At 43.8% G+C, this 16,414-nt stretch carries 19 protein-coding genes; 14 read left to right on the top strand and 5 right to left on the bottom strand.

What is annotated here, in order from left to right; all coding sequences use genetic code 11:
- Nucleotides 1-51: 51 nt before the first annotated feature.
- The 3 genes from P0M28_RS28050 to P0M28_RS28040 all read left to right on the top strand — a co-directional run bounded on the left by P0M28_RS28050 (nt 52) and on the right by P0M28_RS28040 (nt 3,053).
- Nucleotides 52-1,005 (top strand): DUF4097 family beta strand repeat-containing protein, encoded by a 954-nt coding sequence (locus P0M28_RS28050; protein ID WP_302206818.1) that lies wholly within the window; start codon nt 52-54, stop codon nt 1,003-1,005.
- A gap of 81 nt (nt 1,006-1,086) precedes the next feature.
- Nucleotides 1,087-2,205 (top strand): hypothetical protein, encoded by a 1,119-nt coding sequence (locus tag P0M28_RS28045; protein ID WP_302206817.1) that lies wholly within the window; start codon nt 1,087-1,089, stop codon nt 2,203-2,205.
- Nucleotides 2,205-3,053 carry a tetratricopeptide repeat protein gene (locus P0M28_RS28040; protein ID WP_302206816.1) on the top strand — a complete coding sequence of 283 codons (849 nt, stop codon included), beginning with the start codon at nt 2,205-2,207 and terminating at the stop codon, nt 3,051-3,053. Before P0M28_RS28045 ends, P0M28_RS28040 begins: the two co-directional genes overlap by 1 nt.
- A gap of 44 nt (nt 3,054-3,097) precedes the next feature.
- On the opposite strand, the gene P0M28_RS28035 is transcribed toward P0M28_RS28040, so the two are convergent.
- From P0M28_RS28035 to P0M28_RS28020, 4 genes are all read right to left on the bottom strand, one after another.
- Complete coding sequence (locus tag P0M28_RS28035) at nt 3,098-3,781, bottom strand: DUF4097 family beta strand repeat-containing protein (protein ID WP_302206815.1); 684 nt, start codon at nt 3,779-3,781, stop codon at nt 3,098-3,100.
- 15 nt (nt 3,782-3,796) lie between these two features.
- Nucleotides 3,797-4,570, bottom strand: coding sequence for a DUF4097 family beta strand repeat-containing protein (locus P0M28_RS28030; protein WP_302206814.1), 774 nt, complete (start codon nt 4,568-4,570; stop codon nt 3,797-3,799).
- A 122-nt stretch (nt 4,571-4,692) separates the two neighbouring features.
- Nucleotides 4,693-5,454, bottom strand: coding sequence for a HEAT repeat domain-containing protein (locus tag P0M28_RS28025; RefSeq protein ID WP_302206813.1), 762 nt, complete (start codon nt 5,452-5,454; stop codon nt 4,693-4,695).
- Complete coding sequence (locus tag P0M28_RS28020; RefSeq protein ID WP_302206812.1) at nt 5,444-5,986, bottom strand: GFO_1088 family ECF-type sigma factor; 543 nt, start codon at nt 5,984-5,986, stop codon at nt 5,444-5,446. The genes P0M28_RS28025 and P0M28_RS28020 overlap by 11 nt, the downstream gene beginning before the upstream one ends.
- Before the next feature lie 475 nt (nt 5,987-6,461).
- Between P0M28_RS28020 and P0M28_RS28015 the strand changes: the two genes are divergently transcribed.
- Both P0M28_RS28015 and ytxJ read left to right on the top strand, forming a co-directional pair.
- Complete coding sequence (locus P0M28_RS28015) at nt 6,462-7,577, top strand: hypothetical protein (RefSeq protein ID WP_302206811.1); 1,116 nt, start codon at nt 6,462-6,464, stop codon at nt 7,575-7,577.
- Between the two features lie 4 nt (nt 7,578-7,581).
- Complete coding sequence (gene ytxJ, locus P0M28_RS28010) at nt 7,582-7,935, top strand: bacillithiol system redox-active protein YtxJ (protein ID WP_302206810.1); 354 nt, start codon at nt 7,582-7,584, stop codon at nt 7,933-7,935.
- Here ytxJ and P0M28_RS28005 read toward each other — a convergent pair whose 3' ends face one another.
- Nucleotides 7,936-8,340, bottom strand: a complete 405-nt coding sequence (locus P0M28_RS28005) for an OsmC family protein (RefSeq protein WP_302206809.1) — start codon at nt 8,338-8,340, stop codon at nt 7,936-7,938.
- Between the two features lie 56 nt (nt 8,341-8,396).
- Between P0M28_RS28005 and P0M28_RS28000 the strand changes: the two genes are divergently transcribed.
- The 9 genes from P0M28_RS28000 (at nt 8,397) to P0M28_RS27960 (ending at nt 16,410) form a co-directional block, all read left to right on the top strand.
- The gene (locus tag P0M28_RS28000) at nt 8,397-9,137 is read left to right on the top strand and encodes a hypothetical protein (protein ID WP_302206808.1); all 741 of its coding nucleotides are present in this window, start codon (nt 8,397-8,399) and stop codon (nt 9,135-9,137) included.
- 97 nt (nt 9,138-9,234) lie between these two features.
- Nucleotides 9,235-10,116, top strand: a complete 882-nt coding sequence (lipA, locus tag P0M28_RS27995; protein WP_302206807.1) for a lipoyl synthase — start codon at nt 9,235-9,237, stop codon at nt 10,114-10,116.
- A gap of 36 nt (nt 10,117-10,152) precedes the next feature.
- Nucleotides 10,153-10,815: a carotenoid biosynthesis protein gene (locus P0M28_RS27990; protein WP_302206806.1), complete on the top strand. Its 663-nt coding sequence runs from the start codon at nt 10,153-10,155 to the stop codon at nt 10,813-10,815.
- Between the two features lie 45 nt (nt 10,816-10,860).
- Nucleotides 10,861-11,316, top strand: coding sequence for a sterol desaturase family protein (locus tag P0M28_RS27985; protein ID WP_302206805.1), 456 nt, complete (start codon nt 10,861-10,863; stop codon nt 11,314-11,316).
- A 34-nt stretch (nt 11,317-11,350) separates the two neighbouring features.
- Nucleotides 11,351-12,250 (top strand): MerR family transcriptional regulator, encoded by a 900-nt coding sequence (locus tag P0M28_RS27980; protein WP_302206804.1) that lies wholly within the window; start codon nt 11,351-11,353, stop codon nt 12,248-12,250.
- A 423-nt stretch (nt 12,251-12,673) separates the two neighbouring features.
- Entirely contained in the window at nt 12,674-13,186 is a 513-nt protein-coding gene (locus P0M28_RS27975; RefSeq protein WP_302206803.1) for an RNA polymerase sigma factor, read from the top strand.
- Entirely contained in the window at nt 13,186-14,673 is a 1,488-nt protein-coding gene (gene crtID / locus P0M28_RS27970) for a bifunctional phytoene desaturase/3,4-desaturase (protein ID WP_302206802.1), read from the top strand. Before P0M28_RS27975 ends, crtID begins: the two co-directional genes overlap by 1 nt.
- A 27-nt stretch (nt 14,674-14,700) precedes the next feature.
- Nucleotides 14,701-15,534 carry a phytoene/squalene synthase family protein gene (locus P0M28_RS27965; protein ID WP_302206801.1) on the top strand — a complete coding sequence of 278 codons (834 nt, stop codon included), beginning with the start codon at nt 14,701-14,703 and terminating at the stop codon, nt 15,532-15,534.
- 30 nt (nt 15,535-15,564) lie between these two features.
- Entirely contained in the window at nt 15,565-16,410 is an 846-nt protein-coding gene (locus tag P0M28_RS27960; protein ID WP_302206800.1) for a 4-hydroxy-3-methylbut-2-enyl diphosphate reductase, read from the top strand.
- Nucleotides 16,411-16,414: the final 4 nt, after the last annotated feature.

Here is a 16,414-nt window from a genome sequence, read left to right as displayed (position 1 = left end):
GTGGCATTCTACTTGAAAAGTATTTATTATCTGAAACACTAAAACAAAACAATGATGAAATTAATCCAACTAACCTTCGGCCTATCGCTGGCCATTTTAATTACCTTAGTTGCGGCCAAACCGGCTGACCAAGATCCGTACCTGTCTAAAACCTTTACAGTAGATGGGCGGGGCGACCTAATGGTTCGTACCTCCGGGGGAAGCATTGAGGTAACCGGACAGAGTGGTAATCAGGTGGAGGTTGATATGTACGTACGAAAAAATGGCTCCTGGGGTGGCTGGTTCAGCAGCGATGATGATAACGAAGAACTAGCCGAATATCTGGATGATTACGATATCGATATTAGCCAGAGTGGAAATGAGATTATTGCTTCAGCCAAACGCAAAGGCAGTGGATGGGGCAACAATAAATTGAGCATCTCTTTTAAAGTGCGAGTACCTAAAGATATGACAACCGACCTATCTACCAGCGGTGGCTCCATTGCGCTAGCTAATGTTAGCGGCAGCCATGATGTAAGCACCAGCGGAGGAAGCCTGAGCTTTGAAGATGTAACGGGTACTACTGAAGCTCGCACCTCCGGCGGTAGCATCAACGTAGAAGACTACAGCGGAACGCTAGACGCTAAAACCAGCGGAGGGTCTATCCGGGTGCGCGATTCGGAAGGGCAAATTGCAGTGAATACTTCGGGCGGTGGAATTACGATTGATGATGTACGCGGTAGCGTAGAAGCATACACTAGCGGTGGAAGCATCAAAGCCGATATTCGTTCCTTAGAAGATGAGCTTACTCTGAAAACCAGCGGCGGCAGCATTAACGCTACCATTCCGGCAGGCTTAGGATTAGACCTAGACTTAGCCGGAAACCGGGTAAACACCGAGCTACAGAACTTTTCCGGAAAATCGGAGAAAAACAGCATCCAGGGTAGCATGAACGGTGGTGGTATTAACGTAACCATGCGAACCTCCGGTGGCTCAGTGAACCTAGATTACCACTCGGGAAGCTAGGTGCATTTAACGATAAAGTTATTTTATACTGAAGGGAGGCGTATCGTCTTCCTTTTTACTGTAAAGTCAACTATTTGCCACATGTTATCCAGAGCTTTCAGGTTAGGCATGTTGATTCTTACCACTGCATCCTGCCAAAACCCGCCTTCTTCCAATATTTCCGGGATGTGGTTCGGAAGCTACGTTAACGAAACCTATCGCCTGCCCTACCCCGTGCTGCTGGATATTCGAGATGACGGCACACTGACTAAGGTAGTTGTAGGAGATAGCCTAATCACTCAACAACTGGACTGGAAACTCCAAGCGGGAGATACCAGTATTCTTCAGCTAGATACTACTAGCTACGCAGTACTTTCGCTCTCTGCCGACCAGCTCAAGCTACACGATACTAACGACCGAATATTTCATCGATTAGACTCAGCAGTTACCAATGTCTCGGCGGTTCAGAAGCATCTGTTGGCGAATATCTGGCTGCGAGAAAAAACTACGCCAGATGACCCTTTTCTGACAAAATCGTACTATCGCTATACCGCCGACTCAATTTACTTACTACGTGAACTTTGGTACGACCAGATGCTCGTTGGCCGAGAATACGAGCAGTACTCTTACCAATTTGCTTCGTACCGAAACCATCTTTTTCAGGTCGTTTGTCTGGACACTCCCTGCGACTTCTATACCATGCAAACCAGTCAGATTATTGAAAGCACTGACCGATACCTTGTAACGCAGGATAAACGCGAACCAATTTCGCCAATCAGTATCTATTTGGCCGTTGATACTACGCTACGTTTCCAGACAGAAAGTGAAGCACTGAGGTTTGATGCCTGCTATCAAGAAGCCTTTACACCTCAGTACTTTAGCGTTGATACTGACTACACGGGTGGACAGCGAGCTATCAATCAGTTTGTAAATGATCGATACATCGCTCCTAACGAAGCTCAGGGGCAAAGCGGCTATATCCGAATTCGATTCACCGTGAATTGCCAGGGAAAATCGGGTCGATTTCACGTGCAGACCTCCGATTTAGCGTATCAGCCATCCACATTTCACCCAGATATTGTCCGACAGCTATTAACGATCGTTCAGCAGCTCGACCAGTGGATACCGGGTCAGTACGATAACAGCGATCAAACGGCAGATAGCTACAAATTTATCGGTTTCCGAATGATTGACGGACAGATCACTCAAATTATACCTTAATGCAGCTACTTATTTGGCTTCTTCTGATTGCTACTGCGAACGCTGCTTTCGGTCAGGAACCAACTTTTGCCAGTACCCTGCCCCAAAATATCGAGGAGAGAAAAGCACTGTCTCGCGAATATTTGAAAAAAGCCAATTTGTACCGACAAGGCTCCTACATTGAGCAGCAATTGCTCGACACCGCGCTTCTCATTGATTCTACCAACCACGATGCCTGGATGGCAAAAGCTTCTTGGGCTATAAAACTAGGGGATTATATCGGATTTGATTACTTAATCGGGCGGGCTATTGTGCTCTCGCCAGAGTCTCACCTGGGTTACCGGGCCTGGCTTAAGCTTTACACCCTACGCGACTACGAAGGTGCTTTGCAAGACTTTGACCACTTAGATAATCTCACTCCCGACTTTATGGACTATCCTTGGGCCGAGAACATCTACTACCTCCGAGGTTTAGCTCACAAGCAACTGAAACAGTACGATTTAGCAATTGCCAACTTCACCGAATGTATTAAGCGAGTTACGGCTGAAATGGGAGCTGATTTTGTTGAACCCTACTGCTACGTGTATCGTGGCATTGTTTACGCCCAACTAGATTCTTCGCAAGCAGCCATGGCTGATTTTGATGCGGCAATTAAACTATACCCTCGGTGCGTCGAGGCCTATTTTCATAAGGCGCAGATTCTGGTGGCTCGGAACCAACCCAACCTTGCTTGTGAGAATTTTCACCAAGCATTATCGTATGCCGAACAAGGGTATCTAAGGCAGAATATTTATAAGGAAGTGTTTGACGAGTTGTACGGGGAAGATATCCAACATCGCCTTCAGGAATACTGCGTTGGCGACGAATAAGCCAAGGCGGCATGCTACATCTTAGTTAAAAGACAGCTTGACAGTCATGAGCCTGCCCGCCGAAAATAGACATCGTTACTAATCGATTCCAGTTCCACTTTTTTTCCTCCTCCGGCCACCGTAGCATCTATTTCCCAGCCGATCGGGCTACGCCGATTCTCCCTTTTATCCGACTCATCAATTGCTAAATCTAAATTGGTGTAAACTTCTCCCGTAATCGATTTCATTGATACAGTTGCTCCCTGTTGAGCGGGCCAATCAGCGTCAACAAACCCACTTAGCGACTTAGCGTACACTGGAGCGGTTACTCCCTGTATGGTAATATCGCCCCCAAGAGTTTCTACGCGAAGAGTTGCTTCTTGGGGAAGATAAATATCATAAACGATTAAACTGCAAAAACTATTCTCTCCCATTTGGTAGTCACTCCCACTACAATCGCCTTGGTAATAGCCGTCGGGTTTCTCCAAATCAGAAGTCACCCGAACTTTCTCTTCGTCCGTAGTAGTCTGTAAGCTCCAGGCATCATTCAGTTCATCATTATTGATTGAAACGCTTATTCGCAGGGAAACCTCTGGTTTATCCCAGGTTTTTATCTGAATATTTTGGGCGTACTTCAGATCCAATTCAATGTCTTGCCCTGGCTGCCAGATAATCGTTCTTTCCTCCAAGCGTTGAGCCAGAATGTCTTGATACACAAAAAGCAGTAGAATTATTAGCAAGAGCTTCATGATAAACTCGTTTGTTTATTCGCTTTTCCGCAGGTAAATATTGCCACTCACCGTCTTCACTTGCATATCTACTCCCCCATTGTTAATCGTACCTTTTATAGGTTGCCCCATGCTCATCCGAACCAATCCAACTTCGCCCGCTTGCGACTGATCTAAAGCAATATCAAAATCAGTATACACTTCGCCACTTACCGAACCTAGCTTCAGATTAGCGGCGGTCTGACTGGGCAGCGTAATATCCACATCGCCACTTACAATAGTGATGGAGGTAGGTTTCTGCTGATTGACTGTATTAAAAATAACATCAATATCACCACTCACACTGTTGGCCACCACTGGCCCACTGATGTCTTCTAATCTTACGTCGGAATTCGTTGTTTTCACTTCAATTTCACCCGACAAATTTTTCATCTCAATATCCCCACCCGCATGGTTTACTTCTTCAATAACCACGGTGGTATTTTTGGGTATTTTAAAACTATAATCCACATCGTTGCGCCCTACCTTCAGCACCGTAACCTTGCCATTTTCTTCATTGATTGACAAACCAATGCCAGAGTTATCGGTACCACTGCTGTACAGCGGACGAAGACCATCGGCTCGCTTGGGAGGAGCTTTATAACCTGAGGCATTTACGATTAGCTCATTTCCATCGTGCCCCTCAATGCTAACTTCGGTATTGTGTAGTACCAAACGAATGGTGTTGGCCGACATAGTTGCCCGGTATTCTTGAGCGTAGGCCAGCGACCCGGCCCAGAGAAAGGTTAAAATTCCAATTATTATTTTCATAATCTTTACTTGTTTAAATATTGGGTTACTGTTTTTATAATGATTGCGGCTACCGCGCGGATAGTGAACGAACAATGAAAGCATCCATTAATCATCATTCATCACTCATTAATCATCAATTATTAGAGCATTAATTGACTAATGCCGAATTCGGCTTGTTGTCGGACAATTTCCTCTGTTTTATCCTGCTGTACCAGTCGTTGCAATTCCGGCACTGCCCCTTTTTCGCCCCAGGTTACCAATTGATTGATAATCGCAATTTGTATCATTGGATGATCTTGGTCATTCAAAGTTTGGGCTAAGGCAATACGTACCGTTTCTTGCTCGGAGTGGGCTTTTAGTGCTTCAATGGCCGCCAGGCGTACGTTTACATTGGGGTCGCTGCTTACCGTGAGTAGCAGGGCTTCACTTACTGCTTGGTTATTGTTGAGCGATGCCTGAATAACCTGAATCCGTTCGCTGGCCGAAGCGCGCTGGAGCTGGTTGAGCAACATAGTCTGGCGCATGTCCTGAAAATCTTCCCGCAGGGCTACTACTTCATCCGAGGTTTTCTCTTGTCCGTACCAAATGCCTCCTAAAAAGCCACCCAAGATTAGCGCAACACTCGCCGCAATACGCCCACCCCACAGTTTAAGACGATGGTCTTTTGCTTCTGCCACTTCTTCTTCAGTATCAATTTTCTGAAAGAACTGATTGTGACCGGGCTGATTATTAGGATCTTCGGCTCTCAGATCGGTAAAAGCCAAAAACTGGTCACGATCAGGCTCTAAGCCTGGTAGCACTTCTTCTTGGAGGAAGTAAGTATGTAATTGTTTTTCCTCCGAAAGCGTGCTTTCCCCTTCGTAGTAGCGTTCCAGCAGTTTCTTTATCTCATTAGCTTCCATACGCATTTACTTTAGTATACATTTCTCGAACACTTCGGCGAGCCCGGGAAAGGGTAACCCGGATATTATTGATCGACAGCCCCGTTACTTGTTCTATTTCTTCGTAAGAATATTCCTCTACATCCCGCAGATGAATGACCAACCGCTGCTGCTCGGGTAGTTGCCCCATCAGTTCTCGCAAGATCACCACCGTATTGGCTAGCTCAGTTTTTTGGTAGGGAGTAGTACCATCGGTGGTATTGACCGTTTCGGTAAGCGGTATCACCTTCTTCCGGTAGCTTGATTTCAGCTTGTCTAAACACAGGTTTTTGGTTACGACCATAGCCAGTGCCTCAATACTTTTATAGCTGGTTAGGCTGCTCCGGTTGAGCCAAAGTTTTAACAACGCTTCCTGTACGGCATCTTCTGCTTCCTCATCGTCGTGCAGCATAGTTTTAGCAAACCGATAGAGCTTAGCCTGCACCGGAAAGACGTTACTTTTGAAAGTTTTAATATTCATTACACCCCGAAGACGAGCAGTTGGTAGTTCCATTACAAAACTGACTAACTTTTTCTGGTTTTCGGTAAATCTGACGATTTTTCCGCTTTTTCTATCCGTGTAATAATGCCAGAAAATCTGTTTCTCTGCCGTTACACAACCCTCTATCTTTAGGTATAGCAGAAAATTCAAATTAGAGAAACAAAATGGCGTGTAATATTTGGAATGATAACGTACTTTCTTCAGTTTTTTTCCGTCCCTCGGTAGGAAAAAAATGGCTTATAATCATTTTAATCGGCGGTTTGGGGCTAAGTTCGTGCCGAAGCTCAGCATTACCTTGCCCAAAAATAGCAACTAAACAAGATCAAAAAGGCTTATTTTCTAATCAAGGGAACGAAGTAAAATACGATAACAAGGGAAGGGTAAAGAAGTAGTTCACTAAAATTGTTGCACCAGCGTTAAGTACTGTATGCTAGGAAATCGTCACAAAAGCTCAGTAGTCTACCCCTTTTGCCTTATCGTTTTGATAATGGTACTAGGGCTGGGGTCTGCCTCGATTTCTCAGGCACAAAGCGGCAAAAGCACGCTACCCACCGTAAAGCACCGCAAAAAGAAGAAGGAAGTCAAGGTGCCCAAAGCCCGCCGAACATCCAAGCGGATGAAGGACAAGTCGAGGCCAAACCGTACCACCAAACGTAAAGAGCGCGCCCGCGATACGTACCAACGGCCACAAACTAAATCGGGTAGTAAGCCTGTATTTGATCGCTACCAACGGCCCAAGACCAAGAATGCTTCAGGAAGAGTAACGGATTCTTACCGACGACCAAAAACAAAGAGTTCTTCTGGAGTAGTACGCGACCGCTACCAGCGACCTAAAACTGCGAGTGGGTTTAAAAAGGTGCGGGATAATTATCAGCGTCCGCCATCGCTCTCACCATCGGGGGTGGTGAAAGATCGTTACCGAGTTCCGGAATCAATCAGTGGCTCTAAAAAGGTAAAAGATCAGTACGAACGCCCAGTCACCATTTCCCCTTCAGGAAAAGTAAAAGTTACGGAGGGGCGAGATAGTCCACCGTTGGAGGAAGGTCAAAAAGCCCCTTGGCTACCCCTGGGTAATCGTATTTTCACCAATCAGCGGTTATTAAAAAAGAAGGAGAAAGCATTAGAGAAAGCTTCTGCCCAAACATCGAGCTACCAAGGAAAGCAGAAAAGAGGGGTTTTTTACCGAAAAAAGCAGCAGCGCTCATCGAGCGAGGTAAGTAGTTATACAGGTAAGCAACGCCGTTTACCCAAGTATATTCAAGAACGGGTAGAGAAAAATTACTCTAAGTACGTGCATCAGCACCGGGGTTACTGGCGAGGCCCTACCGCTCAGGCGAAATCTCGCTACTTTAAAAAGTTAGCGCGTAAAGTACATCAGTACAATGGCGATATAAAACGTCCAAGACGCGGAAAAGATATGCATCCGAGCGTAGATTATCTGACGGCACGCCAAAAAAATTCGTATCAGAAAAAAGAAAAGTACCGTAAACGACGAATCTGGCTATCTCAAATCTTTAAATCTAAGGATCAACCTAAACATTTGAAAGAAAACACCCGTAAGCCAAGGTACGACAAGAAAGAAGCGGAAATCTGGAATTATTAAGCTTATGGAATGGAAATCACTCACCACGTCGGAGCAGATTGAGCAGATCAAACAAGACTCTCAGCAGCACCCGGTAGTTATTTACAAACACAGCACCCGCTGCGGAATCAGTAGCATGGTATTAAGTCGCTTAGAGCGAGCTTGGAACTCCCACGAAATACCATTGGTGGATGCCTACTTTCTGGACTTGATTCGCTACCGCGACATTTCTCAGCTGGTGGCAACCACCTTCAATGTACAGCACGAATCACCGCAAGTTTTGGTAATCAACCAAGGAACGAGCGTGTACGATGCATCACACACGATGGTATCGTACCCTAAGATCAAGGAACAAGTAGTAGACCTAGCCAACTCTTAATTAAAAGTCAAAAGAAACATCTTGCTCAATGGCCGGGTTGATACTCAATGCTACGGGGCAAGCAAGAGCTGCCTCCTTTAACATCGTAATTTGTTCGGGAGTAGCGTTAGTGCTCTTCAATGTAAAATCAACCTGAATCTTTGATATTTGACGAGGATCAGACGACATGAACTTAGTTACTTCAGCCTCTAGTCCGTTTAATTCTATTTGATGCTTGCGCGCTCGTATACCAATAATAGTCATCATACAACTGCTAAGAGCCGCGCAAACCAGATCGGTAGGAGAAAAAGCTTCACCTTTGCCGTGGTTGTCGGTAGGGGCATCGGTAATTATGCGGTTAGATGATTTCAGGTGAATATCTTCGGTTCTAAGTTCTCCCAAGTAAGAAGATTTTATGTGCGGCATACTAAATTGATCGTTTTTACTTTGTACATTTATAAGTTTATGATACCATCTGGCATATGAGCAGGAAAATTACCAAAAATACCCTTAGCTTCATACTCTTACTAACCCTTATTGGATTTTTTCAAGTGGCTGAGGCGCAAGAACGGGGTGCCTACAACTACAGTCGCGAGTATATTTGGGGCATTAGCAAAAATACCAACTCCGGGCTAATTGCTGGTGTAGCAGGCAAGTTCAGTAGAGTTATTGGCGAGAACCAATTTCAGTCTTTTGGGTTAGAAATTGTGAATGTAAAGCACCCTAAAGAGCTACGCCGGGTATCACGGGTTAGTGGTAACACTTTTTTGTTGGGTAAAACCAATTATCTCTTCTCCGTACGCCCCCAGTACGGGCGCGAGTGGGTAGTGTTTAAAAAAGCTCCCCAACAAGGAGTACAAGTGAATGCTATTTTAGCCGGTGGTCCTACCATTGGAATTTTAATGCCTTACTACATTCAATTTGCTGAAGGCAACCAAGTTACAACTGTACCTTATGATCCAATAGAGCACGGAAACACAGGAAATATTGTCGGCTCAGGTCCCTTTCTTCGCGGTATTGGTGAATCTCAGCTCAAAGTAGGGGCTAACATAAAAGCCTCTCTGGCTTTTGAGTTTGGTACGTTCAAAAACGATGTGACCGGATTTGAAGCCGGATTCCAGTTAGAAGCTTTCACTGAAAGAATTGAGTTAGTGCCATTAGCCAATAACCGTCAAATCTTCCCTTCTGCCTTTATCATGCTATTTTACGGAGGGCGTAAATAGCGACTTTTATTCTGAATTGACTTAGGGAATCAATCACCTACATCCGCTGTTCTGTTAGCGTAATTTCTAGAATAATACCATTTGTCTTTATCTTCTTATGATTGAATTACCGGTAATTTCCGAAGAAAATACCCAACGTACCCGTAAGCCTAATTGGCTTAGAGTGAAGCTTCCGGTGGGAAAAGAATACGCTCGAGTACGCAAGCTGGTTGACCAGTATAAACTTCATACTATTTGTGAAAGTGGCAATTGCCCCAACATGGGTGAGTGCTGGGGCGCAGGAACGGCCACCTTTATGATTTTAGGCAATGTCTGTACCCGCAGTTGTACTTTTTGCGCGGTGGCTACCGGCCGGCCGCCCGAGTATGATACTGACGAACCGCGCCGGGTAGCCGAAGCGATTAAGCTTATGGAAGTAAAGCACGCGGTAATCACTTCAGTAAATCGGGATGAGCTAAAAGATCGGGGTGCCGAAATTTGGTACCAGACGGTGCGAATGGTCAAGGAACTCTCGCCTACTACCACTATTGAAACCTTGATTCCCGATGTGAAGGGGAACTGGGACGCACTGTACCGGATGATTGATGCGGGACAGGAAGTGGTTTCTCACAACATGGAAACCGTAGAACGACTGTACCGCCGGGTACGCCCCCAAGCGAAATACCAGCGTAGCTTGGATCAGATTAAGCTGACAAAAGAAGCAGGAAAACGCACTAAATCGGGAGTGATGCTAGGGCTGGGTGAGACTGATGATGAGGTCTACAAGGTAATGGATGATTTGGTGGCGCATGGCCTGGACATTCTTACCTTAGGTCAGTATTTGCAGCCTACCAAAATGCATATTGAAGTAGCTGAATTCATCCATCCCGATAAATTCGATCATCTTAGAGAAGAAGGTTTAGCCCGAGGATTAAAGTACGTAGAATCGGGGCCATTGGTGCGCTCATCTTATCACGCCGAACGCCACGTTCACGTATAAATTAATTCGTTATTTACTTCCTCTACCACAGCAGGTTTGAATCCACCTATTGTTGCTAAAACTAACCTATCTGTAAAGTCACAACAATTTGCTGCCGGTTTTTTACTGGTAGCTCACTTGGCAGGAATTATTGGTTTGGCTTGGCCGGTAACCCGCCCTTACTTTCAGTTGGTAACTCCGATTAACTTAGTGGTATCAGCCACTTTGTTACTGCTTTTTCATCAGCAATGGAACCGGGCGTTTGTATTTTTTCTGATGTTCACCTTTTTATTAGGGGTGGGAATAGAAGTAATTGGAGTCCATTCAGAAGTAGTTTTCGGGGCGTACCAGTACGGTGAAACACTGGGACTAAAGGTAATGGAAGTACCTCTGGTTATCGGTGTCAATTGGTTTATTCTTTCTTATTGTACTGGCGTTATTTGCTCACAGCTTTCTTTCCCTCCTCTAGTGAAAAGTCTATTAGCGGCTATAATGATGGTTGCCTTAGACTTTTTTATTGAACCAGTAGCTATTTTTTTTGATTTCTGGCATTGGGAGGCTGAAACTGTTCCGTTGAGAAATTACCTAGGTTGGCTGGCCGTGGCCTGGATTATGCAGCTAGCTTTTGTCTATTTACCTTTTTCTAAGAAAAACCCCTTAGCCATTTATCTTTTTATGGCGCAACTAGTCTTTTTTTTAATTTTGGGTAGTATTGTTTAATCTTGTGAACTTTTTATTGAGTAAAAGGTTAACAAAATAAACTATATGCTGGCAATTGGTCTGGTCGTCTTAGGCTTCCTGGGTATGGAAGTTTTTTCGTGGGCTTTCCATAAGTACCTTATGCACGGTGTGCTTTGGTCTATTCACAAAACCCATCATCGGAAGCAATCAGGCTACTTTGAGCTAAATGACTTATTCTCTCTCTTCTTCGGTAGCGTTGCCGTAGTACTTATCTTCCTAGGATTAGAAACGCTGGATTACCGCTTCTGGCTAGGCTGCGGAATCACACTGTACGGTTTTGTCTACTTTATCTTACACGATATCCTTATTCATCGGCGAGCCGTGAAATGGAAGCGCCCCGCGGATTACTATTTAGATGGTATTACCCGTGCTCATCGCGCCCATCACAAATCTGACCAGCGAGATGATTCTGTTTCCTTTGGACTACTGTTAGTACCCCGACGGTATTTTAAACATCGCAACCACAACAACAAGCGTTAAACTTATATCAAATAACTACTAAGCTAATTAACCTGTGAGCCATTATTCAATTAAAGACATCGAGCAACTATCGGGAATTAAAGCCCATACCCTACGTATTTGGGAACAACGTTACCAATTTATTCTTCCTAAGCGTACTGACACTAATATTCGCTACTACGACAATGATGATTTAAAACTAGTACTCAACATCGCTTTGCTGAAAGATAACGGTTACAAGATATCGAAAATCGCTCAGATGGATCATCAGCAAATGCGACAAGAAGTACTTAACCTTACTGAGAAAAATCTGCGCTATCCCGACCAGATTAATACCCTCATTCTAGCGATGGTCGATCTGGATGAAGACCGGTTTGAAAAGATTATGGCTACCAACATTCTCAAGCTGGGCTTTGAGAGTACCATGATTAATGTTGTTTATCCGTTTCTTTCCAAGATTGGTATTCTGTGGCAAACTGGTGCTATTAACCCCGCTCAAGAACATTTTATTACTAACTTAATTCGGCAAAAGCTTATTGTGGCTATTGATGGACAATACGTAAGTATAAATGGTAACACTGATAAGTATCTTCTCTACTTACCCGAGGGTGAACTACATGAAATCACGCTCCTATTTATCTGTTATCTCATTAAGGTTCGTCAGCAAAAGGTTGTTTATTTTGGTCAGAACCTTCCCTTTGCTGATTTGGAATCCATCTACAGCATTCACCAACCTGACTATATACTAACTATTATTACCACCAGCCCCTCTGCCTCCGAGGTACAGGGGTACGTTAATCGCCTCTCTACCACATTTCCCGAAGCGCAGGTTCTACTTAGTGGCTACCAGATTATAGGTCAGGATGTAGCCACCTCAGAAAACACGCACATTTTCACTCGTATTGAGCATTTTATCTCATTTATTGAGGAAAATAAACTAGAGAAAACTGCGTAGTTCTGTTCAATTCTTTAGTCGGAAACCTTCCCCAAACCCTCTAATACCACTTAAAAAGAGTCAGGCTAAACTGTTTCACTTAGTTTCCGTATAGCTTACTACTATTGTGTCCTGTTTCTATTGCAGAACTGTTTTTTGAACTCTGTTCCTCAGATACTTTTAATAATAATGACCGTAGCTGTTGCAATTTTTCATTTCTTTTGTATAACTTACAACAAAAACAAAGTAAACAAACCTATCATAGCAGGCGAACTTTTTTAGTATAAATTTTTCGTTATTTATTTATATAAATAGCTTTAACATGCTTGAAAGTACTTTTTTTAATTTTTTTGTTTAACTATTATTTGGGATTCATAAACAATTTTTGCTATTATTGTTTAACTGTTTATCCGTATTTTTTTAACAAACCTAAAGGTTACCTTTATGACTGCATTAGAATTTAGTTACTCGCTAGACAAGATGTCCAAATCTCTTAAGCCTTTCGCGCTGAAGTTGACCAAAGACATGGAAGAGGCCAACGATTTACTTCAGGAAACTATTCTGAAAGCATTTACTAACCGAGACAAGTTTACGGATGGTACGAATCTTAAAGCGTGGCTGTACACCATTATGAAGAACACCTTCATTACCAATTATCAGCGTATGGTGCGCCGAAACACCTTTATTGATACTACCGATAATCTGCATTATATTAACAGTACTAGTAATATCACTGAGAATTTAGCTTACGCTAGCTTCACAATGAAAGATATTACTCGAGCTATCGCCAAACTGGATGATGCCTATAAAACTCCGTTCATGATGCACTATCGGGGATTTAAGTACCATGAAATTGCTGACCGCTTAAACATTCCCATTGGAACAGTAAAAAATCGTATCCATATTGCTCGCAAGGAGCTGAAAGCTGTACTTAAAAATTATTCCGTTAAAGATTAATGCCAAAAAGCGTTGTTGTAATAGGCGCAGGCTTTTCGGGGCTTTCCGCTGCTTCTTATCTGGCTCAGGCCGGATTTGATGTAACCGTTGTTGAGAAACACAATATTGCTGGCGGAAGAGCCCGATTTTTTCAGGAACAAGGGTTTACTTTTGATATGGGTCCCAGTTGGTACTGGATGCCCGATGTATTTGATCGTTACTTTGCTTCTTTCGGTAAGCAGGTAAGCGATTACTACAACTTGGTTCGTCTTGATCCTTCCTATCGGGTAGTTTTTGACAAAGATGATTTTCTGGATTTACCAGCCTCCCTTAGTGAGCTAAGGAGCCTTTTCGAATCGTTGGAGACTGGCAGCAGTCATATGCTGGATAAGTTTCTGGAACAGGCAGCCTACAAGTATGATGTAGGTATGAATAATCTGGTGTATAAGCCCAGTCGTTCGCTCACTGAGTTTGTCAGTGCCCAGTTGCTATATGACATCCTTCGGATGGACGTCTTCAAGTCATTTTATAAGCACATCCGGTCTTTCTTCACCAATGACCAGATTATCCGCATTATGGAGTTTCCCATATTGCTTCTGGGTGCATTACCGCAAAATACTCCCGCCCTCTACAGTCTCATGAATTATGCCGATATTCAGCTAGGAACTTGGTATCCGATGGGTGGTATGCATAAGATTGTGTCTGGAATGCAGCAGTTAGCGGAAGAATTGGGGGTAAAGTTTGAATTTGGGCAAAACGTAGAATCATTCGCGTTTGAGGGCAACAAGATTACTGAAGTTATTACCGAGAAGACTTCGTTTGTGCCAGACTTGGTAGTAGGCAGTGCTGACTATCACTTTATTGAAAGTACGTTATTACCGCCAACTCACCGTAGCTACAGTGACACGTATTGGGATCAGCGAGCTATGGCTCCCTCTTCACTGCTGTACTATTTAGGAGTTAACAAGAAAGTGGAGAACCTTCATCACCACAACCTATTTTTCGATCAGGATTTTACTCCTCACGCTGAAGCTATTTACAGCGACCCTAAATGGCCCGATAATCCTCTGTTTTATGTTTCGGTGACTTCTAAAACTGATTCATCCGTTGCTCCCGAAGGGCAAGAGAATATGTTTATTTTGATACCAGTGGCTCCTGACTTGGAGGACAGCCCTGAAATTAGGGAACATTATTATGATCTGGTGATGAATCGTTTAGAATCATTAACCGGACAATCCATTCGTGATGCCGTGGTGGTAAAACGCAGCTACGCTCATCAGGATTTTTTACAGGATTATAATGCTTTTAAGGGGAATGCCTACGGGTTAGCCAACACCTTACTGCAAACCGCAATTTTAAAGCCTAGTATTAAGAGTAGTAAGCTAAAAAATTTGTATTATACGGGACAATTAACTGTACCCGGCCCGGGTGTTCCGCCTTCTCTCATTTCAGGAAAAGTAGTTGCTGCTGAGATAGCTAAGGAACACCAAAGTGCTGTTTATACCTGATATACAATACGTCCCATTTTTGATTTTATGGAACTTTTTGATTTAACTACTTTTAAGTGTAGCAAGCTTATTACCCAGCATTACAGCACCTCATTTACGCTAGGAATTCGTACGCTGCACAAGCGATTCCACTACCCTATTTACGCTATTTACGGTTTTGTACGCTACGCTGATGAAATTGTAGATACATTCCACGAGCATGATAAATCAACGTTGCTAGATCGGTTTGAACAGGAAACGTACCTGGCCATTGAAGAACAAATCAGCCTGAATCCGGTGCTTCATTCTTTCCAAATTGTAGTTAATCAATACAAAATTTCCCACAATCTGATTACTGCTTTTCTGCGAAGTATGCGAATGGATTTGGATCAACAAACCTACGACGACCCACTCTATCACGAATATATCTATGGATCGGCTGAGGTGGTTGGCCTGATGTGTCTTCGCGTATTTTGTGAAGGCAATGACTCGCTTTACCAATCGTTAGAAGATCCGGCTCGTAAGCTGGGGGCAGCCTTCCAGAAAGTAAATTTCTTACGAGATATCAAGAGCGATTACGACGAGCGCGGCCGGGTGTACTTTCCTGATGTGAATTTCAATGACTTTACGCAAACGGCCAAGCAGCAAATTGAACAAGACATTCAACAAGATTTTGACGAAGCCTACCAGGGAATTATTCGCTTGCCTAATGGATCAAAACTAGGAGTGTATTTGGCTTACGTTTACTACCTGAACCTATTTAAAAAAATTAAGCAATGCTCGGCAGCCCGAATTGCTCAGGAGCGTATTCGTATACCCGACAACCGAAAAATTGCTCTACTGATTGGTACGTACTTCCGGCATCGTTTCAATTATCTATAGTCGCTTTTTTAACATCTAACCCACATACCGATGTTACATTTAAATGTCGATATTGACCAAAGTTCAGGATTCTGTTTCGGGGTGGTATACGCCATCGAGATGGCCGAAGATATTCTGGATGAGTTCGGCTCTCTTTACTGCTTAGGCGATATTGTCCACAACGACGAAGAAGTGAAGCGTTTGGAAAAAAAGGGGCTACGCATTATTAATCACGCCGACCTACAGCAACTTCGGGGTGAGCGAGTCCTTATTCGGGCTCACGGTGAGCCGCCACGTACGTATCAGATTGCCGCTGAAAATGACCTTGAACTCATTGATGCGTCCTGTCCGGTAGTACTAAAGCTACAGAACCGCATAAAAAATTCGTACGACCGACAGGAAAAAATATATATTTACGGAAAGCATGGCCACGCCGAGGTGGAAGGGTTGCTAGGTCAGACCAATCAGGAAGCGGTAGTTTTTCAGCATTTGGAGGAACTGAACCTAGCCGAAATACCTAAAAACCTCACGCTATACAGTCAGACTACGAAAAGTACTGATAAGTTCTACGAGATAAAGGATACCTTAGCATCTTCGGGTATCCAAGTGAATGCCAACGACACCATTTGCCGACAAGTATCTAACCGGGATAAAGAGCTGCGGGACTTTGCCGGACGTTTTGATAAAATATTATTCGTTTCCGGTACCAAGTCTTCCAATGGCAAAGTACTGTACCAAGTCTGCAAGAACCAAAACAAAAACACCTATTTTGTTTCTCGGAAAGAAGAAGTTGAGTCAACCTGGTTTACGCCCTATGATACGGTGGGCGTATGTGGTGCCACATCTACCCCAATGTGGTTAATGGAAGAAGTACGAGATACTCTATTGGAACTTTAGCCTT

This window comes from Tunicatimonas pelagia, from assembly GCF_030506325.1.
Taxonomy (GTDB): domain Bacteria; phylum Bacteroidota; class Bacteroidia; order Cytophagales; family Cyclobacteriaceae; genus Tunicatimonas; species Tunicatimonas pelagia.
This window is presented reverse-complemented; position numbering and strand designations above follow the sequence as displayed.

Coding starts and splice junctions, on each gene's coding strand:
- P0M28_RS28050 (WP_302206818.1), top strand. CDS start 52: ATGATGAAATTAATCCAACTAACCTTCGGCCTATCGCTGGCCATTTTA.
- P0M28_RS28045 (WP_302206817.1), top strand. CDS start 1,087: ATGTTATCCAGAGCTTTCAGGTTAGGCATGTTGATTCTTACCACTGCA.
- P0M28_RS28040 (WP_302206816.1), top strand. CDS start 2,205: ATGCAGCTACTTATTTGGCTTCTTCTGATTGCTACTGCGAACGCTGCT.
- P0M28_RS28035 (WP_302206815.1), bottom strand. CDS start 3,781: ATGAAGCTCTTGCTAATAATTCTACTGCTTTTTGTGTATCAAGACATT.
- P0M28_RS28030 (WP_302206814.1), bottom strand. CDS start 4,570: ATGAAAATAATAATTGGAATTTTAACCTTTCTCTGGGCCGGGTCGCTG.
- P0M28_RS28025 (WP_302206813.1), bottom strand. CDS start 5,454: ATGGAAGCTAATGAGATAAAGAAACTGCTGGAACGCTACTACGAAGGG.
- P0M28_RS28020 (WP_302206812.1), bottom strand. CDS start 5,986: ATGGAACTACCAACTGCTCGTCTTCGGGGTGTAATGAATATTAAAACT.
- P0M28_RS28015 (WP_302206811.1), top strand. CDS start 6,462: ATGGTACTAGGGCTGGGGTCTGCCTCGATTTCTCAGGCACAAAGCGGC.
- ytxJ (WP_302206810.1), top strand. CDS start 7,582: ATGGAATGGAAATCACTCACCACGTCGGAGCAGATTGAGCAGATCAAA.
- P0M28_RS28005 (WP_302206809.1), bottom strand. CDS start 8,340: ATGCCGCACATAAAATCTTCTTACTTGGGAGAACTTAGAACCGAAGAT.
- P0M28_RS28000 (WP_302206808.1), top strand. CDS start 8,397: ATGAGCAGGAAAATTACCAAAAATACCCTTAGCTTCATACTCTTACTA.
- lipA (WP_302206807.1), top strand. CDS start 9,235: ATGATTGAATTACCGGTAATTTCCGAAGAAAATACCCAACGTACCCGT.
- P0M28_RS27985 (WP_302206805.1), top strand. CDS start 10,861: ATGCTGGCAATTGGTCTGGTCGTCTTAGGCTTCCTGGGTATGGAAGTT.
- P0M28_RS27975 (WP_302206803.1), top strand. CDS start 12,674: ATGACTGCATTAGAATTTAGTTACTCGCTAGACAAGATGTCCAAATCT.
- crtID (WP_302206802.1), top strand. CDS start 13,186: ATGCCAAAAAGCGTTGTTGTAATAGGCGCAGGCTTTTCGGGGCTTTCC.
- P0M28_RS27965 (WP_302206801.1), top strand. CDS start 14,701: ATGGAACTTTTTGATTTAACTACTTTTAAGTGTAGCAAGCTTATTACC.
- P0M28_RS27960 (WP_302206800.1), top strand. CDS start 15,565: ATGTTACATTTAAATGTCGATATTGACCAAAGTTCAGGATTCTGTTTC.